This window comes from Terriglobus albidus, assembly GCF_025685425.1.
Classification (GTDB): Bacteria; Acidobacteriota; Terriglobia; order Terriglobales; family Acidobacteriaceae; genus Terriglobus; species Terriglobus albidus.
Window position 1 is genome coordinate 676,018 of the sequence record NZ_JAGTAS010000058.1, and the last position, 23,940, is coordinate 699,957.

Sequence of the window (23,940 nt, forward strand, 5' to 3'; positions counted from 1 at the left end):
GTAATGGTCGATGTCACGGACATTGTCTCTCGTCGGTCTTGATAGTAGGCACGTTGGTTCTGCGACACAAAAAGGATCATCGCTGCCCGCGCGAGGTCAACTTTGACGAAGAAGACGATTGTTTACTGGGTGTCAACCGTGCTGGTCTCCCTAGTATTGGGTGTCTCTGGTGGGATGGCCGTTACTCATGCTCTGCCGATGATGCGTGGCCTGGCCCATCTCGGATATCCTCCCTATTTCTCGAATATCCTTGGTGTCGGCAAGATCATAGGTTTGGGCATATTCCTTTTTCCTGGTCTACCGAAGCTGAAAGAATGGGCCTATGCGGGGTTTACTATCACAATAGTGAGCGCTTGCTATTCGCATTTCTCATCGGGCGACGGGCTTCTTGCGCTTGAGCCCCTTGCTACGTTTGGTGCACTGATGGTTTCATATGCGAGCCGTCCCGCAAGCCGCAAAATCGCGCAGAAGCCAAACATCCAAACAGCAACTTGACCAAGCCACAGAACCTGCTTGAGCGCATATCAGTCGGTGATTGGAAACTGGCCGGGACCACGTGGGAATTGTGGCAGAGCACTCGAAGTCACGTCCTTAAGAATTCGATGTAAGTCCCGAATTCCGTCTGTTAAGGATGCCGGTCCCGGCTGGAGGATATGTGAGGAAGGCACCTCATATACGTGGCCGTTCCGTACAGCCGCAATCGCGTCCCAACCAGGGCGGGAACAGATCTTATGGATGTCGACCTTCATCCCACACCAGGACGCGATGATTACGTCTGGATTGCGTCGAATAACTTGTTCCGGCTGAACAGCCCGATCTTTTGCTTTTCGCTGTCTGCGAAGCTCCGGGAAGATCGGTTCCCCGCCGGCGATCTCAATCAGCTCCTCTACCCATTCAATTCCGCTAATGAGCGGATCATTCCATTCTTCGAAGAACACACGCGGTCGCCAGTTGAAAGCTGCAGCGGCATTCGCAATCTTCTCCAACTCTGACTGGTACGCAGCGACGAGTTGCTTTCCCTTCTCTGGCTGGTTTACGAGCCGCGCGATCAGTTCAATGAACTCGAAAATTTCCGACACGTTGCGCTGATTGAAATTGAGCACCGGAAGGCCGCGATGGATGGCCTCTTTTGTAATCTCAGCCTGCACATCGGAATAGGTGATGACGAGGTCAGGATCAAGCTTTTCGATGGCTTCAAAGTTAGCATCCTGAAAGGTCGAAACGCGAGGCTTCTTCCTCACTTCTGGAGGCCTCCGGGAAAATCCCGACACACCGACGATCCGATCCTGCTCGCCGAGCAGATACAACAACTCGCTCGCCTCATCAGAAAGGCAAACTATGCGCGAAGGAAATGTTTGAGACTTTGCTGCAAATGTCAGAAGCAATAGAGCTGTCTCCCGATTTATTCGAAATGATTCGGTACAGTATTCAGGCGCTTCATGAGGAGTTGCCTTCTCTGCCGGACACGCCACCACCCAAATATATCCAGTCTAGCTCTTCGAGAGTGGCGCCCTTTCATGGACAAAAGATGAAGGCGCAGGACCCAATGGCTGGCAATCCTGCGCCTTGTTCTGGAGCGGCTATATCAGACGAAGCAGTTGTAGCTACTTGCCGTTATTGACCTTGTCTCCTGGAATGGCGCCGGGCTGGAACAGATCAGAGAGATCGGGTGCATTCGCGGCGTCACCGACCAGCGGCGTGAGGTGGAATATCTCTTCCATGGTCCTCAGGTCGGAGGAGTGCGTCAGATTAACCGTGCTGGCGTAAGGAACGCCATGGTCGTTCTGCCGTGCGTGCTTGGAGATGATGATCTCGGGGATAGTATGGCTGAAGTCATCCTGCTTGTCCCCGGCCATGCCGTCCTCTTCGGACTCATCCCACCAAAGGATGATGACGCCATTCTCCTGGTAGGCTTTGGACGCCATGATGGCCGGCACAACCTGAGCAAGAAAATCATCACCCTGGCGGATCTTGGCCGCGTCACCAGTAAGCCCCTTGTAGCCGGCGCTGAGCGCAGTGTGCATGTCGTTGTACTGGTTCGGCGTAATCCAGTTGTACTCGGCTACAGTATTATTCGCGAGATCGGTGAAAAGCTGCTGCAGAGGGGCATACTGCGGCGCGAGGGGGTTCGAGGCGGTTGGATTATTGCCGCCGTTTGTATCAGTGAAGAACACCATCGGATTGTGCTTGGCAGCGTAGTTGTATTGGTTGGAGCCATTGAACTGATTGACGCCGCTTGAGAATCTGCCGGAGAAACTGCTGAGTGGAACGGTGTACTGGTCAGCGGATAGAGGAACGTTCGTCAGCTTGCCATTCGCATCTTTTGCGAGATCGGTGTCTTCCTGGTAGGACCTCCAGGTATGACCAGACTTTGCGAGCAGCGTCACGAGATGCTGAGTGGTGTTTTGGACAGTAGGGCCACTGGCCGCGTAGGGATCGTTATCATTGAGCACGCCCAGGTTGCTACCGGCTTCCGCCCAGATGTAGTTAGGCTCCGAGGGATGGATCTCCGGATTGTCTCCGCTGGGTGTAGCGAGTACGTTGTGATAGGCGTTAGCGTAGGCAACCTGCTCGCTGATGTGCTTGGTGACACCGTTAACCTCCGCCCAGGCGGTTCCATCGACCAGACTGTTAATAAACGGAGCGTTGGGATTCATATAGACCTGTTGTATGCCGCCGGAGAACTTGTTCGCGGGCTGCGTCCAGTTGTGATTCTCCATAGCGATGACGAAGACGGTCTTGATCTGCTGTGCGTTCGCGCTAAGAGCGCATCCAGCTGCAAGCGCGCAGACGCCCAAAAGGTTTGAGTACCGAATCTGATGCATTGCCTATCTCCAAAAGTGATTTGTGGTCCTATGCATGGGTCCTATCCGAGCGGCGGCAGTATCGCTCCTGTATAGGCGCCTGGGTTATCGAACAAATCAAGGTGAGATGGACCATCTGTCCAGTTGCTCCTAAGGCTACCGGGAGGATGCCACAGCACGGCTCTCTTGGCCGCTAACCTGCGAGATCATCGCGGCGATGGTCATCATTCACCTTCGGCGCATTTCTAACCGGCTCATCAACAGCAGTTCTGCAAGACTCAGCGGTCACCCAAACATCTTGCCTTGCGTTCGCGACAGCAAAAAGCTGGGTCACCCGCAACCCGTCCTAATGAGAAGAACGATATTAGGAATCGTTGAACGGAATTTAACGACCCGGTGAAAGCTCGCGTAATCCAGCCTGAAGCAACATCGGCATTGCCAGTATGATCTCTCACGGCCCAATCTTCGCGGTTTATCGCAAAGGCCGGGTTCCCAAGCAAACCTGTTCGCTGGGGTGTAGCGTGGGTATCGCGCTTCGGGGGCCGCATTTTCTATACCTAACTCGCTCCGGAGGTTCCAGCCATAGCGCCAACAGTAGTCACCTCGGTTGAGGGTCACCTTCCTGACGTGGCTGCTTCGCATTGCCAGGTCCGCCCACTGCCTGTAATGCGGGGATTCGTTCACTCATCTCAGGCAGCGCAGGAAACGGCATGTGAGGCTCAGCCTGATACCAGTACGCAACGGAGTAGAAGTTGTCGGAACGGGCATTGGCATGACCGTGTTCAATGCTCGCCTTCATCGACTTGGTAAATGGGATAGGAGAATCGAGATGGAAACGATAGACGCTCGATCGCGATCCGGCGACCTCGTGGCCAACGACGGGAGAGCCGTGTAACAAAAAGCTCTGAGGCGAACCAAAATCCCATGCGCCTAAGAAATAGTCCTCCGATCCCGTTCCGACGATCGTAGAAACGGCGCCATCGTCGACCTCGAACCGGTCGTTCCCTTCCCCCCACCATCCATCCTGGTTTTGCAACACGGACATCGTTACTCCAATGAACTGCCCATGCCCCTTGGCTTCGAACCATACGTAGTTATCTTTGCCATCGAGGTTGCGACGGTAGTTTACCCGTGGGTCGCCGTTGTCGTACCAGTCAGAGACCCAGCCATGATTTGGCTGTGCCTGCCTGTATTGCGCATGGAAATACAACGTCCCGGCAGGTGGAGGCTTTAGTTCCTGCCGATAGTCAATATTCCAGTAAAAGCTGCTGACCGACTGCTTGCCTTCATTGGTCACCGTAACGCGAGCATGTTTTGCGTATGGCATTTGGAAGTAGCTGTTAAGAGAGCGATCAGCTCCGACAGACAAAACTGGCGACGACCAGTAATAGTACTGTCCCGTGCCCAAACCGAAAAAGTCTCCGATTGGCGTCTCTACACTCGGCGTACTCTCTCCATCCCAGTACATGCGCAAGACAACGCGTTTCAGGTGATAGCTTTCCGGAGCATTCAGGGTGAACCAGATGTGTGAAATTCTGCCAGGGCCGTCGACATCAAGAATGGTCAACGTCTCCCCGGGCGTAATTGTCCGGTAATCCGCATTCGCTCCGGTAGCTTCACGGCTCGACGACCGATGCATCGTGTAAGTCTGCTGCACGGTGGGATCGGGAAATCCCTCCATACCTTGGCCAGAGGCAAAACAGGATGACATAACCAGGGACAGGACAAACACGATTATGGACTTCATGACCCAGAGAACCCTCCGGCACATCACATTTGCAAGATTTGTAACGCCGTGGAGGATATCACTTCTCCTCAATATGCTGTTCGGAATCCAATGGTGGTAGTACAGGTTTGAATCCCGCCGGGGCGCCGGCCCGGCTTCAGCACTGCTCCGAAGTGGCCCCGAAGAATGATTTTGTCAGAAATTGCTGCACTTCTGTCATGGCAGCGCTCCCGCGAGGTTCCTAGAATGGGGTTGGAAGGTGCACCAAATGTCAAATCTGTCCTCCAGTCTTGTCATTCCCGATTCCTCACTCGCAAAAGAAGCTACACATCTGCTGCGTGAGCATTCCACGGATCTTCTCTTCAATCATTCGATTCGCGTTTATTTGTTCGCAGCCGAGCTGGGCCGCCAACGAAAGCTTCACTTTGATCCTGAACTCCTTTATGTCGCGGCTGCATTTCACGACTTCGGTCTCATTCAGAGATACTCAAGCCCAGACGAACGCTTTGAAGTGGATGGCGCAAATGCGGCCCGTCAATTTCTCACTGCGCATAAGGTTCCTGAAGATCAGATCCAACTGGCATGGGAAGCCATTGCGCTGCACACCACCCCCGGTATTACCCAGTACATGCGCCCTGAAGTAGCCCTCCTTTATTCAGGAGTCGGTCTTGATGTGCTTGGAAGAGGCTTCGACCAGTTTCCATCGGAGTTGCGCGATGAGATCGTCAGCCGATATCCCCGAAAGCACTTCAAAGAACGCTTCATCCAGGAGTACTTCGCTGGTTTTGCGCACAAGCCGGCTACGACTTACGGCACCGTGAATGCCAGCATCTGCGAACGTCTCATCCCCGGATATAACGCTCCGAATGCCTGCGACGTAATAGCTGCATCTCCTTTCCCCGACTCCGAATAGAAGCGGTGAATCTATGGAAAATGAGTGTTGATAGCTCGTAACCTCATATCTGAGCGCTGCCCCCGAGATGAAGGACATGCAAGTTGAACGATCGAAGATCCTGGCGCGAACGACACCGGCTTTGCGGGATATTCTCGCGCCAGGTCTGCGGGTTGTGTTCTGTGGCATCAATCCGGGGCTGAGCTCCGCAATGCTCGGTCATCATTTTTCGAATCGCACTAATCGCTTTTGGAGGGCAATCCATCTTGCCGGATTCTCTGCCGAGGAGATCACTCCCAAAGATGATGAATCAATTCTCTCTTACGGCTGTGGCCTCACAACGGTAGCTGAGAGAGCGACAACCTGTGCGGCAGATCTCTCCCGAGATGAATTTGAGAAATCGGCTTCAAGTTTCTTCGCAAAAATCGCGCATTACTCCCCCATGTATGTCGCCTTCCTGGGGAAGCCCGCGTTCTCTGCTCTCTTCAACAGAAATAAAGTCACGTGGGGAAAACAGGATCTCCTGCTGACAGGATCGAGGACGTGGGTTTTACCTAATCCCAGCGGGCTCAACCGGTCATTTTCATTACGCCAACTGGTAGCCGCATACAGCGAACTTCGCATCGCGGTGGAGGAACTCGTTCTGGAGCAGCATGGCGCTAAAGCCCTCCGGGCCAGGCGCGATGATATTTTCGGAAATGCGGGCCGAATGGCGTAAAGAGCTAGTGCACTGAGTCATTCATTCGGGCAACGATTTTTCCGCAATGAAAACGCCGCTGCATGCCCCTTCCGGGATACCCAGCAACAGGGAAAATGCTCTAGATCACATACATATCAACGTAGGTATGAACAGACATTGTTTCCAGCAGCGACTGGTCCATTGATGCCGCCATAATTCGCTCTTGCTGCTTTGGTGGGAAACGGCGTGCCAGGTTTCTGCGGAACTTTGCTTCGAGCAGCGGAACACCTTCTTCGCGGCGAAGTCGATGTCCGATTGGAAACTCTACCGTCTCCTGGAGGATGGTTCCATCCATTAGCTCGACCGTCAGCGCATTTGCAATCGAGCGCTTCTCGGGGGCATGATAGTCGGCGGTAAACCGGGGCTCTTCCACCATCTCAATCTTCTCGCGCAAGACGTCAATGCGTGGATCGTTGGCAATCTCATCTTCGTAGTCCGAAGCGAGCAGGCGTCCGAAGATGAGCGGCACCGCCACCATGTATTGAATACAGTGATCGCGATCCGCGGGATTCGCCAATGGCCCCTTCTTATCGATGATGCGAAGGCACGCTTCGTGCGTGCGGATAGTAATCTTTCGAATCGCTGAAGCGCCTTTGCCGATCTCGTTGAGTTTCCCATGCAACGTCATTGCTGCTTCTACGGCAGTCTGCGAATGGAACTCCGCCGGGAAGCTGATCTTGAAGAGGACGTTCTCCATGACGTACGAGCCATACGGGCGCTGAAAACGGAACGGTTGCCCCTTGAACGAGACATCGTAAAAGCCCCAGATCTTCGCCGTTAATGCGGTTGGATATCCCATCTCGCCAGTAGAGGCCATCAAGGCCACCCGTACGGCCCGGCTGGTTGCATCACCGGCTGCCCAGCTTTTTCGCGATCCTGTATTCGGAAAGTGCCTGTATGTGCGAAGACTCTGTCCATCGACCCAGGCGAGCGAAACAGCAGCGAGGGCTTCGTCTCGCGTCAACCCCAACATGTGGCTTACCACGGCGGTCGAGGCGACTTTTACAAGAATCACGTGATCAAGACCAACCCGATTAAATGAGTTCTCCAGAGCAAGACATCCCTGGATCTCGTGCGCTTTGATCATTGCCGTCAAGACATCTCTCATCGATAGAGGAGGCTTGCCCTGAGCGATTGCCGTACGGGAGAGCCAATCGGCAACGGCGAGGATGGCGCCGAGGTTATCCGAAGGATGTCCCCACTCAGCGGCCAGCCACGTGTCATTAAAGTCCAACCATCGGATCATGGCTCCGATATTGAAAGCTGCTTGTACGGGGTCCAACTGAAACTGTGTTCCCGGAACCCTCGCGCCGTGTGGAACCACCGTCCCCGGAACAATCGGACCCAGAAGCTTGGTGCAAGCGGGATATTCGAGTGCTTCGAGGCCGCACCCGAGCGTATCCATAAGACACCACCGGGCGGTCGCGTATGCGAGATCACTCTCGATCACGTAGCTGTATACGTAATCGACGATATCCACGATTACCTGGTCATACTCTTGCTTTGTGTTTACGAAACCTGCAGACATGTCTCTCTCAATCTTTAACCAGCGGTTGTGCGTTGCCTCTATTTTCTATCCGCAAGAGGAATAAATGGACGTGGTTCAGGGCCGGTGTAATTGGCAGAGGGGCGGATGATCTTCCCATCGATGCGCTGTTCGATGACATGGGCGCTCCAGCCCGAGGTGCGGGCGATCACGAACAGAGGCGTGAACATTGCCGTAGGAATCTGCATCATGTGGTAACTCACAGCACTGAACCAATCCAGATTCGGAAACATCTTCTTGGTCTCCCACATCACGCTTTCCAGACGCTCCGCGACCTCAAACGTCTTCATATCTCCGGCGTCCGCGGAGAGCCGGCGCGCAACCTCTTTAATCACCTTGTTACGCGGGTCAGACACGGTATAAACGGGATGGCCAAATCCGATGATGACCTCTTTAGCCTCGAGTCGCCGCCGGATATCTGCCTCCGCCTCGTCCGCCGATGAGTAGCGCTTCTCGATGTCCAGTGCAACCTCGTTCGCTCCGCCGTGTTTCGGGCCACGGAGCGCCCCGATCGCGCCGGTGATGCACGAAAAAATATCGGAACCGGTTCCCGCGATCACGCGCGCTGTAAAGGTGGACGCATTGAACTCATGCTCAGCGTAAAGAATCAGGCTGGTATCCATGGCGCGGATCCACTCTGGAGACGCCGTCTTCCCGTGCAGCAGGTGAAGAAAATGCGCCGCGATCGACTCGTCGTCTGTCTCGACTTCGATCCTTCTTCCATGGATGCGGAAGTGATACCAGTACAGGAGCATCGATCCAAGCGATGCCATCAAGCGATCGGCGATCTCTCGCGCTCCGGCGAGACTATGATCGTCCTTTTCCGGCAACGCGCACCCAAGGACGGATACACCGCTCCTGAGGACATCCATCGGGTGTGCCGCCGCCGGCAATAACTCCAGCGCGGCCTTGACCTCTGCAGGTAACCCGCGCAGTGCCTGAAGCTTTCGTTTGTAGGCGCTCAGTTCTGCAGCGTTCGGAAGAACCCCATGCACCAGGAGATAAGCGATCTCTTCGAATTCGGCTGTATCGGCAAATTCCAGGATGTCGTAACCGCGGTAGTGCAGATCATTGCCGGAGCGGCCAACCGTACATAATTCAGTATTTCCGGCGGGGGTGCCGGAGAGCGCAACCGATTTCTTGGGTTTGAAAGCCGAACTTGAGCCAGGTACCGTTGCTTCGGACATACGTTGCTCCCTCCGTTTTTGAAAATGAGACTACCGCTTGGAAGACGAATCCGTCTTCGTCCCGGAAAACAACTCGTCCAATTTTTCTTCGTAGGCGTGGTAATCGAGATATTGGTACAGATCCGCGCGGCTCTGCATCAGCGGAACGACACTTTGTTGCGTCCCTTCTTTGCGGATGGTCTGATACACCTTCAGTGCCGCGGCATTCATGGCACGATAGGCAGCACAGCAATAGAGCACCATGTCGACTTTCGCCTCACCGAGCTGTTCCAGAGTAAAGAGCGGGGTCTGCCCAAACTCGGTGATGTTCGCCAGAATCGGAACCCCTAGCTCCGCAAACTTCGGATACGTCTCCAAATCAGTTACGGCCTCGGCAAAGATCATGTCGGCACCCGCCGCGATATAAGCCGCACAACGATCGAGAGCCGCTGTGAGCCCTTCGCTCGCCAGTGCGTCGGTTCTCGCCATCAACACGAAGTTCTCGTCTGTGCGGGCGTCGCACGCCGCTTTGATCCGATCAACCATCTCGTCCTGGCTGACTAGTTCTTTGCCCGGCCGGTGTCCACATCGCTTCGCACCGACCTGATCTTCCATGTGCACCGCTGCGACTCCCGCCTTAATCATCGAGCGAATGGTACGCGCGATATTGAAGGCGCCACCCCAACCCGTGTCGATATCAACCAGCAGCGGAAGTGTGGAAGCATCCGTAATCCGGCGAGCATCGATCAGGACATCTTCCATCGTGCTGATCCCTAGATCCGGAAGGCCGAGCGAGTTTGCTGCAACCCCTCCACCAGAGAGATACAACGCACGGAACCCGGCTGCCTCCGCCAGGCGTGCGGCATAGGCCGTGATCGCCCCTGCAATTTGCAGAGGCTTCTCTTCCCTTAACGCAGTTCTAAACTTTAGCCCTGGTGATTCCATGGTCTGATTCGCCACACTTTTCTCCGTCTAAAACGCTAAGTTGATCGTCGTAGAGCGTCAATGCATTTCTCCAGGATTCGGCCATAGGCTTAGAGCATTTTCCCTGTTGCCGTGTCTCCCGGAAGGGGAGTGCAGCGGCGTCTTCATTGCGGAAAACGCCCATAGATGCGGAAGCCCCACGCTACACCTACCGGAAATGCTCCTAGCGATTCAAAAAGTTGGGAGTCCGTTTTTCGACGAAGGCATTCATACCTTCAACTTTGTCCTGCGTGGCAAAGATGGAATGAAATGCGCGGCGCTCAAAACGCACCCCCTCGGCCAGACCCACCTCGAAGGACCGGTTGACTGCTTCTTTGACCATCATGGTCGCGGGCAGCGACATCGCTGCGATCGTATCCGCGGTCTTTAATGCTTCTTCCAGGAGCCGATCGGCCGGAAAGACCCTCGCAACCAGGCCACTTCTTTCGGCTTCGACTGCGTCCATCACGCGGCCGGTGAGGAACATCTCCATCGCTTTGGCTTTGCCAATAGCAAGCGTCAGCCGTTGAGTAGCCCCCATGCCCGGAATGACGCCGAGCTTTATCTCCGGTTGCCCGAACTTCGCAGTCTCCGAAGCATAGATCATGTCGCACATCATCGCCAATTCACATCCGCCTCCCAGGGCATACCCGGAGACTGCGGCGAGAATGGGTTTACGGGTGCGCGTCAATTCCTCCCAGCCGGAAAACCAATCAGCGAGATAAACATCAATGAAGCTCTGGGATTGCATTTCCTTGATATCGGCTCCGGCTGCGAAGGCTTTTTCAGAACCAGTGATAACGATGCAGCCGATATTTGGGTCGTGATCAAAGCGCCGCGTTGTCTCAGCCAGCTCCTGCATCGCTTGCCGATTAAGAGCATTCAGCGCGCCGGGCCGATTCAGTGTGATAAGACCGACGCGGCCACGAGTCTCGACCAGCAATGTTTCGGTTTGACTTGATTGTTGTTCCGCCATAGTTTCCTTCTACTCGAATTCCTACGGTTGCCGCCCGGATGCCTCTCGTTGTGAGGCCATATGACTCAGATTTAGGGGCGGGAATTCAATATCTTGAAAAAACTGATCCACTTGTTCTGCGGTAACGAGAGCAGGATCGTCAGGGCGCCAGCGAGGCCGTTGATCCTTATCAATGAGCGCAGCACGCACCCCCTCCGAGAAGTCTGGGTATTGCAGACATGCCATGGCAAGGTTGTACTCCTGCTGCAGAGAATAGCCAAGTTCAGCCTTGCTACGCGCGTTCCGCAGAGCACGAAGGGTGACCTTGAGCGCTGTCGGCGAGTTTTTCCGGATCTCCGCGGCAGCACTGTGGGCCAAATCGTTCGCCTCTTCGTCCAGACAGTTGAGGATCTCCTCGACCGCCTGCATCGAGAAACAGCGGGCAATCCAGCTGCGCCGCGATTCCAAAGAACCCGGCGGCGGAATTGCGCTCTTGTCGCGGAGCAATTCATGGACATCCTGTGCAGTCTTGCAGAGCCTCGATTCCGCTATTACCGATGGAATTTCGCTGGAAGGCAGGAACAGGTCGCCTAGCCCGAGGAGAAGCGCATCTGCGGCCCCTAAACGGCTGGCAGTCAGTGCTGCATAGGTTCCCAGTTCATCTGGAGCCATGGCTAATAGATATGTCCCGCCAACGTCGGGGATAAATCCGATTCTCGTTTCAGGCATTGCGAGGATGGAGCGTTCCGTCAACACGCGAAGGGAGCCATGGGCCGAGATGCCGATGCCGCCACCCATAACAACACCATCCATTAATGCGATGTAGGGCTTGGGGTAACTGGCGATCATACTATTTAGTTCATATTCTTCGCGAAAGAACGTTGCTGCTTCCTCGATATGCCCCGATCGGACTGCTTCGTATAAGGCCCGGACATCACCACCCGCGCATAGCCCGCGCTCGCCGGCACCATCGAGCAGGATGAACGCAACTGCGGGATCCTCCATCCATTGCCCTAGAGCGGCTTTGAGCGCGCGCACCATTGCGAGCGTGAGCGAATTGAGTGCTGATGGACGATTCAAGGTTAAACGCCCGCAAGCGCCTTCGACCCGGACTTCGACCTCGGTCACTTGAGACCCTCGATAAGACTACGAGACACGATCAGCCGCATGATTTCGTTCGTTCCCTCAAGAATCTGATGGACGCGCAGATCACGCACAATCTTTTCGATCCCGTACTCCAGCAGATAGCCATAACCGCCGTGAAGCTGAAGTGCGTCATTGGCCACGTGGAAGCCTACATCAGTTACGAAACGCTTCGCCATTGCGCACAGGACCGTCGCATCACTACTCCGTTCGCTGAGTGATGCCGCGGCCCGCCAGAGGAACGTTCGTGCGATTTCGAGTTCGGTTGCCATATCGGCAAGTCTGAATTGAAGTGCCTGAAAGTCCGCCAGACGCTTTCCGAATGCATGCCGATCTGTAACGTAGCGAAGCGTCTTTTCCAAAGCGGCAGAAGCTCCGCCCAGCGAACACGCCGCAATGTTCAATCGGCCACCATCCAGCGCCCCCATGGCAATCTTGAAGCCTTGCCCTTCTTCTCCGATTAGATTCTGCATAGGGATGCGTACATCTTCGAGAATCAACTGACGGGTTGGCTGAGCATGCCAGCCCATCTTCTTCTCCGGCGCTCCAAAAGAAAGGCCAGCCGCCCCGTCCTCAACCAGAAACGCGGATATGCCCCGGCTGCCTGTATCCGCGGTACGAGCCATTACGATATAGGTCGTCCCTGGTACACCAGCCCCGCTGATGAACTGTTTAACTCCGCTTAGAACGTATGTGTCCCCGTCGCGAACGGCCTTTGTAGAGAGAGCGCCGGCATCGGATCCAGACCCAGGCTCGGTCAGCGCATAGGCTCCCATCGATTCCATCGAGCATAGTCTGGGTAAATAGGCCTTTCGTTGAGATTCGTTGCCGAAGGTGTCGATGATCCAGGCCACCATGTTGTGAACAGAGAGATACGCGGAGATCACGGGACATCCTGTCGCCAGGCCTTCGAAGATCAGCACCCCACCGAGCCGATCGAGCTCACTGCCCCCGAGATCCTCTCGTACGTAGATCCCACCCATGCCGAGACGTGCGGTGGAACGGATTACGTTTAACGGGAGATGCCGTGCCTGGTCCCATTCAAGGGCGTGAGGAGCAATCTCTGTTGCAGCAAATTTCTTCGCCACATTGCTGATTTCCTGCTGTTCGTCTGTAAGAGAGAAGAGATGTGCCATCGCCTTCCTGACCAGTGAGAGGTCCTAATCCGCCAGTCACGATCACCATTGCTCCATTGCTTGAATACAAGGTTGACAGCGGATTTTGGATTCACTAAGTTGGGTCTCGCCATTCCGCGCGAAGTGGTTTGCAGTTTATAGCGTCTGCTGTAAGGATGTCATCAAACAGGAAACGTCGAGGGAACGAGCGTGGAGATTGCGGGAAGAACATTTCTTGTCACCGGTTCTGCTTCGGGCCTTGGAGCTGCGACGGCGCGCGAGCTGGTGAGCCGCGGAGGATCTGTAGTGCTCGCGGATGTGAGTCCCGCAGGCGAGGTTCTGGCTCAGGAACTGGGAAAGGCTGCCGTCTACGTACCTACCGATGTGACCAGCGAAGACGATGGACTGAACGCCGTTCAGGAGGCTCAACGAAGGTTTGGCGCATTACACGGGCTGGTGAATTGTGCAGGGATTGCACCGGGTGAGCGTGTGGTCGGAAAGAACGGCCCTCATTCGCTTCCTAACTTCAGCAAGGTCATTACAGTCAATCTGATTGGCACATTCAATATGCTGCGCCTGGCGGCGGCCGCGATGTCTCAAAATGCTCCCACTGCCGATGGAGAACGGGGCGTCATTGTGAATACCGCCTCGGTCGCTGCGTTCGAGGGGCAGATCGGACAGACAGCATATGCAGCATCGAAGGCTGGGGTTGTGGGGCTGACATTGCCGGCAGCACGGGAACTTGCACGCAGCGGAATCAGGGTAGTGGCCATCGCTCCCGGGCTTTTCCTTACGCCGATGATGAGGGGCTTTTCCCAGGAAGTACAGGACTCCTTGGCACAGACGGTTCCCTTTCCTCCTCGGCTGGGAAGGCCGGAAGAGTTTGCACAACTCGTTTGCTCCGTTTTTGAGCAGATCATGATCAACGGAGAAACCATCCGGTTGGACGGCGCCTTGCGCATGCAAGCGAAATAATAACGGCTACTGCTTGGTAAATATCGCGCGAAGCGCGATACGCCCACGCTACACCCTACCTTTCTCGATGAAATCGCGAAGGGTAGGGCAACCGAATGTCTACCAATCCGAATTTATTGATACTCCCTAGATTGGCCCCTGGAAGCGGCGGATCCGGATGCAGAGGAAGACGAAGATCACAAACGCTACAAGCCCCGTCCAGAGTCCCGCGGACGCCAGATAGAAGCCCGGCGTGGCATCTTTCAGGCCTACCGTACCATGCTGCTGCTGCGTGACGTAGTAGAAAGCTGCCTGCAAGCCTCCAACGAGACGGTGCAGCAACCAAAAGGCGACATATTGGCTTTTGAAGGCGAAGCGCTCCAAGCCGACAGCCACCACGAAAGGAAGCACTGCCCAGACCAGCGCTGCCCGGCGGCTGATGCTTGAGACCAGCAGCAGCCAGCCATAGATGGGGGCATACCACAGCGTGCAGGTCACGATGACATAGAGCACGAAGACCTGAATCTGAAAGAACGGAAGCTGGCTCCATAAGCTGCTCAGCGGCTGTCGGAGGAATAATAAAGCGACCGAGAGAATCAGCAGCATCAGGATATGCATAAGGACAGTGACGGCAAATGCCACTGCCGGTAAGACCGCCACGGGAATAATTGCTTTCGAAAGCACCGTCGTACTGTCCGACACAGGTAGCGACTTCCAAAAGAGAGCACTGCGATCGCGACGCTCGCCTAACAGCGCGTCGAGCGAATAGAAAATGCCCGTCAGAGTAGCGGTAATGATGACAAGACCGGCGGTAACCAGGAACATGCCGATGGCAAGATCCTGAATACTTCCGCTCCCATTAGACCTCAGGTTTTCTTTCGATATGAGGCCCGCGAAATAGTTGATGCGAACAATCGCGACGGCAATGATCGCAGCCGCCACAGAGGCGGGAGCAAACAGAATCGAGCGATGCTCCCAGAGCTCGCGGCGGATAGACCAGTAGAAGGGACGCGGTGCGTTTACTGTCTTTGTTGTCTCGACAGAAGGCATAGCAAGGGTTTCGGCGCTGGTCATTGGATCCCTCCCTGGGGTGTCATCATGGCAACGAATACATCGGCAAGGCTTGGGGTGCGGACTTCACCCAGTGCTGCTGCTTTCCCCGGGTCAAGCCCGTCGAAGAGCAGAACGCTGCGGCCAAAGAGCTGCCGCTCCGAGACCGGTTTCAGTGCGCGAGCGGCACTCAGGTCCTCCGGCCGGACCATCACTTCGGCATAGCGCGTCTCGAACGCCTCCATGCTGGAGGAGAAGGTAATCTTGCCGCGCTGGATGAAGAGCACGTCGGTCAGGATGTGCTGCACCTCTTCCACCTGGTGTGTCGTCACCAGGATCGTGCGGCGATGGTCGAAGTAATCGTTCAACAGCGAATCGTAGAACTGCCTGCGGTAGAGGATGTCAAGGCCAAGCGTCGGCTCATCCAGCACCAGCAGTTTGGCATCGATGGCCATCACCAGCGCCAGGTGCAGTTGCGCTGTCATGCCCTTGGAGAGCGTCTTCACACGAGCCTTTGGCGGAATGGAGGTCTTCGCCAGAAACGCCTCTGCCTTGGCCCGGTCAAAGCGCGGATGAATGCCTTCCATATAGTCCAGCGCCTGATTCACGCGGAGCCAGCGCGGCAGTACAGCTACGTCGGCGATAAAGGCGACCTGCTGCATCAACGTCTCGCGCTGCGTCCAGGGGTTCAGCCCCAGCACCTGAAGGGAGCCTTCATAAGCGATCAGCCCCAGAATGGCGTCGAGCGTTGTACTCTTCCCGGCCCCATTGGGCCCGATCAGGCCGACGATACGGCCTTCTTCGACGTGGAGATCTACACCACTAAGAGCAGTGGTCGATCCGTAGGTTTTGCGGAGTCCTTGCGCTTCAATGCAGGCAGTCATTGCGCCTCCTTCAATGTTTTCAAAAGCTCTTCAGGACGAAGGCCCAGACGACGGATGGTCGCTACGACCTTAGGCCACTGCGTGGTCAAAAATCGCTGGCGTTCGGCTTGCAACAGCAGGTCGCGTGCTCCGGGCAACATATACATCCCCAGCCCTCGGCGCTTCTCCACCAGACCGCTGTCGACCAGCTCCTGATAGCCCTTCAGGACCGTCAGGGGATTGATTCTGTACTCTGCGGCGATGTTCCGCACCGAGGGCAGCGGGTCCCCCTCGCGCAGCGTGCCATCCAGAAACATGGCCACAATGCGGTCGCGTAGCTGGAGATAAATGGGCTGACCGTCATCCCAAACCTGATCCATGAGTCCCCTTTGTGGCACCGAAGAGCCGGTGCACTGTTTTAGTTACGTATAACACTACAACGAGGTTCCGTAACGCAAGAAATTTTTTTCAGGTGATGTCGCGCGGTCACGTGGGGATCCGGACTGCGGGACGCCAAATGCTACAGGCAGATAATAGGCAGATGGCAGCTTCGTCTCCCTGGTCTCCAGTTGAGGAATACACGAGTCGGCAGCATTTGCGTGAGCAGCAGGTCGAGAGACATGAGTCCAGGCATATTGCCCTCGGGTATCTGAAGCTACTCCTGATCGCCGCTACCGTAGTTCTCGCCTGGTTATCGCGCAACCACTTTTCTCAATCCTTCTGGCTTCCGGGCATACCGGTGCTGTTATTTATCGCGGTCGCGGTTTATCACACACGTGTCCTGCGCCGGCAGGCAGACGAACGTCGAGCGGTGGAGTTTTACAGCAACGGGCTGGCACGGATAGAAGACCGCTGGCCGCGAACCACGGAACGCCTGCTTCCGGAACAGGAGATTGCGTCCAGTCTCTACGCCAGGGACCTGGATATTGTCGGAAAAGGAAGCCTGTTCGAGCTGCTCTGCCTGGCGCGAACCCGCATGGGCGAAGAGTGCCTGCTGGATTGGCTGCTTCATGTGCCCTCACTGGAGACGGTCTATCAAAGGCAGAACGCGGTCTCCGAGCTTCGAGGTCAACTGGATTTCAGAGAACAGATGGCCATCACGGGTGAAGCTATTTCTATCGGGGTATGGCCCGAACCGCTGAAACAATGGGGAGCAGCCACCCAGGCATTCGCCAGTATCTGGCTTCGCTGGCTCGCCGCGGCGCTCACACTCCTGGCGATTGGCGCGGCGGCCTTCTGGCTCACGCATGGATTCGTTGGTCCCCTGTTCGCAGTACTGGTAGTACAGTGGTGCCTCGTACGCTATCTGAAACTTCAGATAGCACAGACGCTGGATGGCGCCGATAAGGCCTTCCAGAATTTGAAACTGGTTGCTGCGCTGTTGCACGAAATAGAGAAGCAGCCTTTTGAAGGGACTCACCTTCAGAGCATCCAAAAGCAGCTTTTCTCACAGCCGCTCGCCGCCTCTGAAGCGATTGCTCAGTTGGGAAAGATCGTCGACTATCTGGAGGCGCTGGCAAATCCATTCGTTAAGCTGTTCGACCTGCCCCTGATGTACACGGTGCAGGTTGCTTTCGCGATTCATGCCTGGCGCGAACGGAATGGGCATGAGCTTGCCTCCTGGCTGAATAGCCTCGGGGAGATGGAGGCGCTGCTCTCATTGGCGGCTTACAGCTATGAGCATCCTGAAGACCCGTTTCCCACCTTTGTCGATGGACCCGGAAGCTTCCATGCCCAAGATCTCGGCCATCCGCTCATTCCTGCGGCAAAGTGCGTCCGGAACAACGTGGAAATCGGCAACCCCGCCAGAGTACTGCTGGTCAGCGGTTCCAACATGTCTGGAAAGAGCACGTTGATGCGTACGGTAGGCATCAACACAGTGTTGGCCTTATGCGGCGCCCCGGTTCGGGCAAAGCAGATGCAATTAACCCTTCTCCGCATTGGCGCAAGTCTGCTGGTTAATGACTCTCTCGAGCGCGGCGCCTCACGGTTTTATGCCGAGATTGAAAAGCTTCAGGCGATATGCAGTGTTGCGCAGCAGCCAGGCCCACCGGTGCTTTTCCTTCTGGATGAGCTACTGCAAGGAACTAACTCGAAGGATCGCCGCATCGGTGCGGAAGGAGTGATGCGTGAACTGGTCCAGGCCGGCGCCATCGGGATTCTGACGACCCATGATCTTTCGCTCACCCATATGGATCATGAAGATGGAACGCTGCGAAACATGCATTTTCAGGATGCAATCGTGGACGGGAAGATGCAGTTCGACTTCCGCCTGCACGAAGGAGTCGTCACCAAGAGCAACGGCGTGGAGCTGATGCGCCTTATTGGTTTGAAGGTATAAAACAAACCAGGCCCTCCGCATTTCAACCAGCCTGGATGCCGACTGTTGCTAATTGAATCGCCTGATTGATTGCTTCAAGCAAACTGCGCTCATCGGCGTGGCCAGTTCCTGCGATATCGAACGCCGTCCCATGATCGACGGACGTACGAATCACCGGAAGCCCGAGAGTGATGTTTACCCCGGATTCGAGCCCCAGGACTTTTACCGGCCCATGCCCCTGATCGTGATACATCGCGACCACCATATCGAAGTCGCCGCGCTGAGCCAGAAAGAACAGGGTGTCTGCCGGAAGCGGCCCCTTTACATCCCATCCTTTGCGCCTGCACGCCTCCACAGCAGGAACGATCTTTTCGCCTTCTTCTCCACGCCCGAAGAGTCCGTTCTCGCCGGCGTGAGGATTGATGCCGCACACGCCGATGCGGGGATTTTTGATCCCGGCGCGCTCAAGTGCCGCATGGGCGCGGATGATCGTTCGCTCAACCAAAGCGGCATCGATCTTCTCGATGGCGTCGATAAGACCGATGTGAGTTGTGACGTGCACGACCCGCAGCTTCGGAGTCGAGAGCATCATCGAGACTTCCCCCGCACCGGTCAGCGATGCGAGCAGCTCGGTATGTCCGGGAAAGAAATGGCCGCCTGCATGAAGGGCTTCCTTATTAAGGGGAGCAGTGCAGATGGCCTGGATGCTGCCGTTCATCGCAAGTCTGGCGGCAACTTTGAGATAACGGTAAGCCGCATCTCCGGCGATCGGAGATATCTTGCCCCATGGAAGATCCTCAGGAATCAGGGCAAGGTCAATGCAGTTGATGACCCCAGGAGTAAACCTGGCATCTGAGAGGCGCTCTCCGCTCAATGGATGAATGGTGAGCTTTGCCTGGACGATCTCAGCGGCTTGGCCAATTCGGCGGGCATCCCCAATGACGAGCGGCCGGCAGCGCTCGTAGACCTCTCTGTGCATGAGGGCCTTGACGATAACCTCGGGTCCGACACCCGCTGCGTCTCCCATGGTGATGGCAATGATTGGGGTCATGAGTTCTTCCTTACTGCGGCATGGCCGCCGCTCCCGATGAACGGCTGCTGCACCTATAAGATCATCGGTTGGAATCAGACGTTTCCGCAACTATCGGATCTTCCTCCGATAACAGAGGCTTCTCCTCGGGACGAGCCATGTGTGTCTTCCACAAAGCCGTGAGTGGAGGAACCAATAGGCTGCTTACGATCACGCAGCAGGCGACGAGCACGGTGGCGGATGCCGCTGCGGGCGCATACCTGGGGTTAGCAACCGCAACCAGCATCGGCACCGCCGCGGCATTCCCTGCCGTAGTTGCTGCCGCAATTCCTGCGGTGCCGTCGCCGCCGATGAGGCGATCCGCGCCTATAAGGCAGACGGCGCTGACAAATACTAAAGCTACACCAAGAGCGAGACCGAGCAAGCCGGCAGTCGCGACGCGGTGCAGATCAAGCGTGCATCCGATAGCAAATGCGAAGAATGGGATAAGAACCGAGACGCCCTGTGAGAGGAACTGCCGCATCTCGTGATCGAGGTTTCCAAGAAGCATCCCTACCGCCAGAGGCAGAATCGCTCCTACCATCGTCTGCCAGGGGAAGGCTGCCAGGCCGGCCACACCAAGCGAGACCATCGTAAGGAACGGGCCGGACTCAAGCGTCATCACGGTATATGCTGCCGTGTCGGCCGGCTGACCGTACTGCTCCATCAGCGCCATGTAAAGGCCGCCATTGGTATCGTTGATGGCAGCGACGACGGCAAGCGTGGATAGCCCTGCAAACCATCCGGTGCGAACGGGGTCAATGCCAATAAGATGCCCAAGGACAAAGCTGGCAATAAACCCGAGCGCCACCTTTGTGGCCATCAACGCCCCGCCCTTCTTCAGCAACTGCGGCAGGGCGCCGACCGAGATGCGCGCTCCCATACAGACATAGAAGACGGCGAGGATCGGCAGAGCTCCGGTATACAGAGCATTGGTGAAAGATCCAAAGAACGGGGCTGCATGCGGAGCGAACGTAGCGAGAGTCGCACCGCACAGGAGCGGGACAACCATCATGCCACCGGGCACTCTTTCGATTGCTCGTTTGATCTGCATCCTTGATGCCTCTGGTTCTTTGATATTTCGATCTTCCTAGAGCATTCTTCGTGGCATAAGGTTCGTAAGGCGCAAAGAGAACGTCGGGAAAAAATCAGATCAATCCTACTATTTTCGGAGCTCCTGAGAGGTGCTACTGAACCTCGCACACTCCCGTTTATGATCCGAAAAGAAAATGGCTGGATGCCATAAGGCATCCAGCCATTCTTGTCGGCGGCAGTATGCGTGCCCGCTTATGAATGGAAGGCAGCGTCAATCACTGCCCACGTCTTCTGAATAGGAGCGCTCTTTAGCCATTTTTCTCTCCGAGCGACTCGATCGTGCGCTGATGGTGGTGCTTCGGATGTTCGGGCAGAATGAGGAAGTTCTGCATCATACCGGTGTCTTCGTGCGGAAGAATGTGGCAGTGGAAGACGGATTTTCCTATCCACTCCTGGAAGCGCATCCGGATGACGGTCGCTGTATCCTGTGCTACCCAGATGGTGTCCTGAACGAGGCGATGCGGAGGCTCTATGCCCGCTTGGGAGACAACCTCGAAGTTGTTCACATGGATATGGAAGGGATGACCTTCCGTGCCTCCGCGCGCCGAGTCCGGAACTTCGATCGTCCACTCTTCACAGGTACCGCGATATACGGTCGTAGGCACCGCAAACTCGTCATAGAGCTGGTTATTGATCATGAAGTCGATACCGACCACTGGATTCTTTTCGCCAGGAAAGCGTCCGCTGAAGATGAACCTGCGCTTACGCACAATCTCATCCGGGCGAATGGGCTTATCGCGAGTGAGCGGCGGAAGATCACGAGGAATCTTCATGTCCATCGGTTCACCTTCTACTTCAATCACGGCGATGGTCTTCTGCACAGCTTCCAGGAACTGCGCACTCTGGGCGAGTTGGAGGATCTTGTACTTGCCGGGCGTGTCGCACGCCTTGATCAGGAACTCCGCACGGTTGGCGGGTGCAAGAACAACCTGCGAAGCATTGTTGACGTACTCTTTTGGCCAGGGGTGATCGAAGTTGTTGCCATCGATGGCCAGCAGGTACATTGTGTGCTCTTCCACTTGAACCGGCATCATCAGGTCAGAACAGCCATTCAACATGCGGAAACGCGCCACTTCGCCGGGGCGCATTTTAAAGACCGGCGCCTCCAACTGCTTATGTTTTGGAGACGTCGGCTTCTCAAAGTTGTGCTCTTCCCTGAAGAACGGTGCTCCATTCACCATGTAAAAGCGCAGATGGTAGTCGCCGGTGGTGAAGCCACAGCTCTGTGGAGGATTGGTTGGCTTTCCATCGATCGTCACCGACTCGGACTTGTCTTTGGCAAAGGTCTGCCAGATGGCATTCTGCTTCGGCTCAAAGCTCTCGCTGTAGTCGGCGTGCGGCTCATCGGTCTTGAAAAGACCGATGTCCTGCACCACAAGGAGGTGGTCCGCTGCCGCCTTGATCTCAGGCACTTCATCGATCGCACCGGGAACAACAATGCCGCCGGCCATGCCGGAGACAGCCTGCACCGCGGTGGAACCGTGAGCGTGCGGGTGGTACCAGTTCAGGCCCGGTGACTGGTCGTGGGGAATGACAAAAGGATAGTCCTTGTACTCTCCCGGACCGATCGAAATCATCGGAGCGGTCACATCACTGGTGCCTAAAGGCTCAAAGATATGCGGCGCAATGTCCAATCCATGCAGATGCAGGTTGGTATGGTCCAGCATGTGGGGTACGTTCATGTCGCCGCCCCAGTCCTTCGAGTCATAGGGCGTCAGTCTGTTCTTAACACGGACTTTCAATGTAGTGCCTGGTTTGGCAATAATCGGCGGTCCGGGGATCGTGTCATTGTAGGCGCGGACCTTCACCCGATGACCATCAATGGTCATCAGCTTCCACTTCACTTCGAGCGTGTAATCGGGCACGAAGTGCTCTTCGTTTGCCTGCAGCGGCAGTGGAGCCGCTTCCTCCATAGGCATGGACATGTGGTGTTCTGCCGGATGTTGCTGCGCGTTTCCCTTCGGGGCAGCAGCACTGGCTGCAGCTCCTGCTGCCAGTGCCATAAAGTTACGCCGGGATACATTCTTCATTTCGTCACCACCTTCTTCCGCATCTTCAGGAGCGTCTCCACCTTCTGCTGCGCAGGCTTCATCTGGTTGGGATCGGTGCAGGCTAACGGCGCATGGTCCGTGTTGAAGTAGCCATACTGCGTAAAGGCCACCGCGAGTTGCAGCGAGGTATCCAGAGAGAATGCATCGCTGTACTGTCCCCCCGGAAAGCGCTGCGGGAAGGTCTGGTTCTGGAAGTACGCGGCATTCTCCAGCGAGTAGGATTGGCACATACCATCGAAGCCAAAGCTCGGCGGTGCATTTGCTCCCATGACACTGGGCGCTCCCTTGGGTGCGGCATATGCGCTGGCATGGCATGAGGTGCATGACGATTGCGGATTATCGACTGGTCCCGCAAGACGGTCCTTGCAGCCCAGATGCTGGAAGGTACTGATGTCTGTATTGATCACGCTCTGCTGCAGCGGCAGGCTGGCAGACTCCGGAACTGCCGGGAAGGTCCATGGATCAGACCCCCACTGGAGACCAACAGGAACAAGGTGGTCCCAGAAGGTGCTGCCGGGCGTATCACCGTCGTAGGCAAAGGTGCCATAGACCCAGCGCGACGGCGAGCGAGGATCGACCACTGCCACATCTACCTGAACAACATGGTCAGGTTGTACTTCGCGGTCACACTCATAGCCTTTGGCCTTCGTGTACTTGTGGCGGTCCACCATCCACTCCGGCGAGCCATGCAGGAAAGGCACGCAATCTACCGGCACATTCGACGTAAGCACCTTCACGACCACCGTTCCTTTCGGGAATGGCAGCCCCGCCGGTATCGCGCTGCCAAGGTACTCTCCCACCTGCGGCACACCGCTGGGTGGCACGGTGCGGCCAAGCGCATAGCCGCCGTACTCGTTGTAATAACCTACTGACCATGACTCAAAGCCCCACGGATATTCGGTTTTGCAGGCGTCTGTCATGCCGGCCATGAAGAACTGGACATGGGGTCCGCCGCCTGGAGCCTTCATGAACTCGCCCAGTGTTGCTGTGCGCTCGTTGGTGGTGCCATGCACATACTCGCGGCCGGCGGTCGGGTCATAGGCCATCCACGGTACGTTGAACCAGCGAGTCTTTCCGTTGACGTTCGTGTTCCAGCCCACTTCGTTCGACAACTGGGGGTCCTGTCCCTGCTTTACATAATCGAGAATGGCCTGAATGTACTCATCCCAGTGCTGGCCATGCCACTGCGGCGACTCCACCTTCTGCGGAGGGAATTTCGTGCCAAAGTTCACGTTGATGTTCAGCCACGCACACTCCGGGCAGGTATCGGGCACGCTGCGAGGATAGTCATGGCTGAGCTTGAAGACGGGTGTGGTTGGCTTTTTCGGTGCGGGCACAACCGCATCCCGAAATGCAGCCGCCGCCGCGGAGTCCGGTTTTACCGGGGCCTGCCCCCAAAGCGGCGCCATGACCGCGAGGGTCATCAAGGCCGAAAGAATAGTTCGTATCGATTTCATCATTGCTCCTGTAGTGCGCAAGTTCGCCCATA

At 56.0% G+C, this 23,940-nt stretch carries 21 protein-coding genes; 5 read left to right on the forward strand and 16 right to left on the reverse strand.

Going from position 1 to position 23,940, the window contains the following annotated elements; all coding sequences use genetic code 11:
- Nucleotides 1-102: 102 nt before the first annotated feature.
- Complete coding sequence (locus tag OHL21_RS21915) at nucleotides 103-495, forward strand: DoxX family protein (RefSeq protein WP_263419435.1); 393 nt, start codon at nucleotides 103-105, stop codon at nucleotides 493-495.
- Nucleotides 496-524: 29 nt separating this feature from the next.
- On the opposite strand, the gene OHL21_RS21920 is transcribed toward OHL21_RS21915, so the two are convergent.
- From OHL21_RS21920 to OHL21_RS21930, 3 genes are all read right to left on the reverse strand, one after another.
- Nucleotides 525-1,475, reverse strand: a complete 951-nt coding sequence (locus OHL21_RS21920; protein WP_263419436.1) for a cobalamin-binding protein — start codon at nucleotides 1,473-1,475, stop codon at nucleotides 525-527.
- A gap of 129 nt (nucleotides 1,476-1,604) precedes the next feature.
- Nucleotides 1,605-2,825 (reverse strand): alkaline phosphatase family protein, encoded by a 1,221-nt coding sequence (locus tag OHL21_RS21925; protein WP_263419437.1) that lies wholly within the window; start codon nucleotides 2,823-2,825, stop codon nucleotides 1,605-1,607.
- 577 nt (nucleotides 2,826-3,402) lie between these two features.
- Nucleotides 3,403-4,551: a glycoside hydrolase family 172 protein gene (locus OHL21_RS21930; protein WP_263419438.1), complete on the reverse strand. Its 1,149-nt coding sequence runs from the start codon at nucleotides 4,549-4,551 to the stop codon at nucleotides 3,403-3,405.
- A gap of 247 nt (nucleotides 4,552-4,798) precedes the next feature.
- On the opposite strand from OHL21_RS21930, the gene OHL21_RS21935 reads away from it, so the two are divergent.
- Together OHL21_RS21935 and mug are read left to right on the forward strand one after the other, a co-directional pair.
- Entirely contained in the window at nucleotides 4,799-5,443 is a 645-nt protein-coding gene (locus OHL21_RS21935) for an HD domain-containing protein (RefSeq protein WP_263419439.1), read from the forward strand.
- A gap of 67 nt (nucleotides 5,444-5,510) precedes the next feature.
- Nucleotides 5,511-6,140 (forward strand): G/U mismatch-specific DNA glycosylase, encoded by a 630-nt coding sequence (gene mug / locus OHL21_RS21940; protein ID WP_263419440.1) that lies wholly within the window; start codon nucleotides 5,511-5,513, stop codon nucleotides 6,138-6,140.
- Nucleotides 6,141-6,240: 100 nt separating this feature from the next.
- Here the strand turns inward: mug and OHL21_RS21945 are convergent, their stop codons facing one another.
- The 6 genes from OHL21_RS21945 to OHL21_RS21970 all read right to left on the reverse strand — a co-directional run bounded on the left by OHL21_RS21945 (nucleotide 6,241) and on the right by OHL21_RS21970 (nucleotide 13,070).
- Nucleotides 6,241-7,689 carry a bifunctional 2-methylcitrate dehydratase/aconitate hydratase gene (locus OHL21_RS21945; RefSeq protein ID WP_263419441.1) on the reverse strand — a complete coding sequence of 483 codons (1,449 nt, stop codon included), beginning with the start codon at nucleotides 7,687-7,689 and terminating at the stop codon, nucleotides 6,241-6,243.
- A 38-nt stretch (nucleotides 7,690-7,727) separates the two neighbouring features.
- On the reverse strand, nucleotides 7,728-8,894 hold the full coding sequence (gene prpC / locus OHL21_RS21950) for a bifunctional 2-methylcitrate synthase/citrate synthase (protein WP_263419442.1): 1,167 nt from the start codon (nucleotides 8,892-8,894) through the stop codon (nucleotides 7,728-7,730).
- 30 nt (nucleotides 8,895-8,924) lie between these two features.
- Entirely contained in the window at nucleotides 8,925-9,833 is a 909-nt protein-coding gene (gene prpB / locus OHL21_RS21955) for a methylisocitrate lyase (RefSeq protein ID WP_263419443.1), read from the reverse strand.
- Between the two features lie 187 nt (nucleotides 9,834-10,020).
- On the reverse strand, nucleotides 10,021-10,812 hold the full coding sequence (locus OHL21_RS21960) for an enoyl-CoA hydratase (protein WP_263419444.1): 792 nt from the start codon (nucleotides 10,810-10,812) through the stop codon (nucleotides 10,021-10,023).
- A 21-nt stretch (nucleotides 10,813-10,833) separates the two neighbouring features.
- Entirely contained in the window at nucleotides 10,834-11,919 is a 1,086-nt protein-coding gene (locus tag OHL21_RS21965) for a 3-hydroxyisobutyryl-CoA hydrolase (RefSeq protein ID WP_263419445.1), read from the reverse strand.
- Nucleotides 11,916-13,070 carry an acyl-CoA dehydrogenase family protein gene (locus OHL21_RS21970; protein WP_263419446.1) on the reverse strand — a complete coding sequence of 385 codons (1,155 nt, stop codon included), beginning with the start codon at nucleotides 13,068-13,070 and terminating at the stop codon, nucleotides 11,916-11,918. Before OHL21_RS21970 ends, OHL21_RS21965 begins: the two co-directional genes overlap by 4 nt.
- Nucleotides 13,071-13,259: 189 nt before the next feature.
- Between OHL21_RS21970 and OHL21_RS21975 the strand changes: the two genes are divergently transcribed.
- On the forward strand, nucleotides 13,260-14,024 hold the full coding sequence (locus OHL21_RS21975; RefSeq protein ID WP_263419447.1) for a 3-hydroxyacyl-CoA dehydrogenase: 765 nt from the start codon (nucleotides 13,260-13,262) through the stop codon (nucleotides 14,022-14,024).
- A 126-nt stretch (nucleotides 14,025-14,150) separates the two neighbouring features.
- Here the strand turns inward: OHL21_RS21975 and OHL21_RS21980 are convergent, their stop codons facing one another.
- From OHL21_RS21980 to OHL21_RS21990, 3 genes are read right to left on the reverse strand one after another with little or no spacing between them, the layout of a single operon-like run.
- The gene (locus tag OHL21_RS21980; RefSeq protein WP_263419448.1) at nucleotides 14,151-15,077 is read right to left on the reverse strand and encodes an ABC transporter permease; all 927 of its coding nucleotides are present in this window, start codon (nucleotides 15,075-15,077) and stop codon (nucleotides 14,151-14,153) included.
- On the reverse strand, nucleotides 15,074-15,937 hold the full coding sequence (locus OHL21_RS21985) for an ABC transporter ATP-binding protein (protein WP_263419449.1): 864 nt from the start codon (nucleotides 15,935-15,937) through the stop codon (nucleotides 15,074-15,076). The genes OHL21_RS21980 and OHL21_RS21985 overlap by 4 nt, the downstream gene beginning before the upstream one ends.
- Entirely contained in the window at nucleotides 15,934-16,296 is a 363-nt protein-coding gene (locus tag OHL21_RS21990; protein ID WP_263419450.1) for a GntR family transcriptional regulator, read from the reverse strand. Before OHL21_RS21990 ends, OHL21_RS21985 begins: the two co-directional genes overlap by 4 nt.
- Nucleotides 16,297-16,457: 161 nt before the next feature.
- Between OHL21_RS21990 and OHL21_RS21995 the strand changes: the two genes are divergently transcribed.
- Nucleotides 16,458-18,257, forward strand: a complete 1,800-nt coding sequence (locus OHL21_RS21995; RefSeq protein WP_263419451.1) for a MutS-related protein — start codon at nucleotides 16,458-16,460, stop codon at nucleotides 18,255-18,257.
- A 22-nt stretch (nucleotides 18,258-18,279) separates the two neighbouring features.
- Here OHL21_RS21995 and pdxA read toward each other — a convergent pair whose 3' ends face one another.
- From pdxA to OHL21_RS22015, 4 genes are all read right to left on the reverse strand, one after another.
- On the reverse strand, nucleotides 18,280-19,287 hold the full coding sequence (pdxA, locus tag OHL21_RS22000) for a 4-hydroxythreonine-4-phosphate dehydrogenase PdxA (protein ID WP_263419452.1): 1,008 nt from the start codon (nucleotides 19,285-19,287) through the stop codon (nucleotides 18,280-18,282).
- A 61-nt stretch (nucleotides 19,288-19,348) separates the two neighbouring features.
- Nucleotides 19,349-20,359, reverse strand: coding sequence for a 2-keto-3-deoxygluconate permease (locus tag OHL21_RS22005; protein ID WP_263419453.1), 1,011 nt, complete (start codon nucleotides 20,357-20,359; stop codon nucleotides 19,349-19,351).
- Nucleotides 20,360-20,648: 289 nt separating this feature from the next.
- Nucleotides 20,649-22,430: a multicopper oxidase family protein gene (locus OHL21_RS22010; protein WP_263419454.1), complete on the reverse strand. Its 1,782-nt coding sequence runs from the start codon at nucleotides 22,428-22,430 to the stop codon at nucleotides 20,649-20,651.
- Nucleotides 22,427-23,911, reverse strand: coding sequence for a hypothetical protein (locus tag OHL21_RS22015; protein WP_263419455.1), 1,485 nt, complete (start codon nucleotides 23,909-23,911; stop codon nucleotides 22,427-22,429). Before OHL21_RS22015 ends, OHL21_RS22010 begins: the two co-directional genes overlap by 4 nt.
- Between the last annotated feature and the right edge of the window lie 29 nt (nucleotides 23,912-23,940).

Coding starts and splice junctions, on each gene's coding strand:
- OHL21_RS22015 (WP_263419455.1), bottom strand. CDS start 23,911: ATGATGAAATCGATACGAACTATTCTTTCGGCCTTGATGACCCTCGCG.
- mug (WP_263419440.1), top strand. CDS start 5,511: ATGAAGGACATGCAAGTTGAACGATCGAAGATCCTGGCGCGAACGACA.
- OHL21_RS21930 (WP_263419438.1), bottom strand. CDS start 4,551: ATGAAGTCCATAATCGTGTTTGTCCTGTCCCTGGTTATGTCATCCTGT.
- prpC (WP_263419442.1), bottom strand. CDS start 8,894: ATGTCCGAAGCAACGGTACCTGGCTCAAGTTCGGCTTTCAAACCCAAG.
- OHL21_RS21980 (WP_263419448.1), bottom strand. CDS start 15,077: ATGACCAGCGCCGAAACCCTTGCTATGCCTTCTGTCGAGACAACAAAG.
- OHL21_RS21945 (WP_263419441.1), bottom strand. CDS start 7,689: ATGTCTGCAGGTTTCGTAAACACAAAGCAAGAGTATGACCAGGTAATC.
- OHL21_RS21925 (WP_263419437.1), bottom strand. CDS start 2,825: ATGCATCAGATTCGGTACTCAAACCTTTTGGGCGTCTGCGCGCTTGCA.
- OHL21_RS21990 (WP_263419450.1), bottom strand. CDS start 16,296: ATGGATCAGGTTTGGGATGACGGTCAGCCCATTTATCTCCAGCTACGC.
- pdxA (WP_263419452.1), bottom strand. CDS start 19,287: ATGACCCCAATCATTGCCATCACCATGGGAGACGCAGCGGGTGTCGGA.
- OHL21_RS21995 (WP_263419451.1), top strand. CDS start 16,458: ATGGCAGCTTCGTCTCCCTGGTCTCCAGTTGAGGAATACACGAGTCGG.
- OHL21_RS22005 (WP_263419453.1), bottom strand. CDS start 20,359: ATGCAGATCAAACGAGCAATCGAAAGAGTGCCCGGTGGCATGATGGTT.
- OHL21_RS21935 (WP_263419439.1), top strand. CDS start 4,799: ATGTCAAATCTGTCCTCCAGTCTTGTCATTCCCGATTCCTCACTCGCA.
- OHL21_RS21970 (WP_263419446.1), bottom strand. CDS start 13,070: ATGGCACATCTCTTCTCTCTTACAGACGAACAGCAGGAAATCAGCAAT.
- OHL21_RS22010 (WP_263419454.1), bottom strand. CDS start 22,430: ATGAAGAATGTATCCCGGCGTAACTTTATGGCACTGGCAGCAGGAGCT.
- OHL21_RS21960 (WP_263419444.1), bottom strand. CDS start 10,812: ATGGCGGAACAACAATCAAGTCAAACCGAAACATTGCTGGTCGAGACT.
- OHL21_RS21985 (WP_263419449.1), bottom strand. CDS start 15,937: ATGACTGCCTGCATTGAAGCGCAAGGACTCCGCAAAACCTACGGATCG.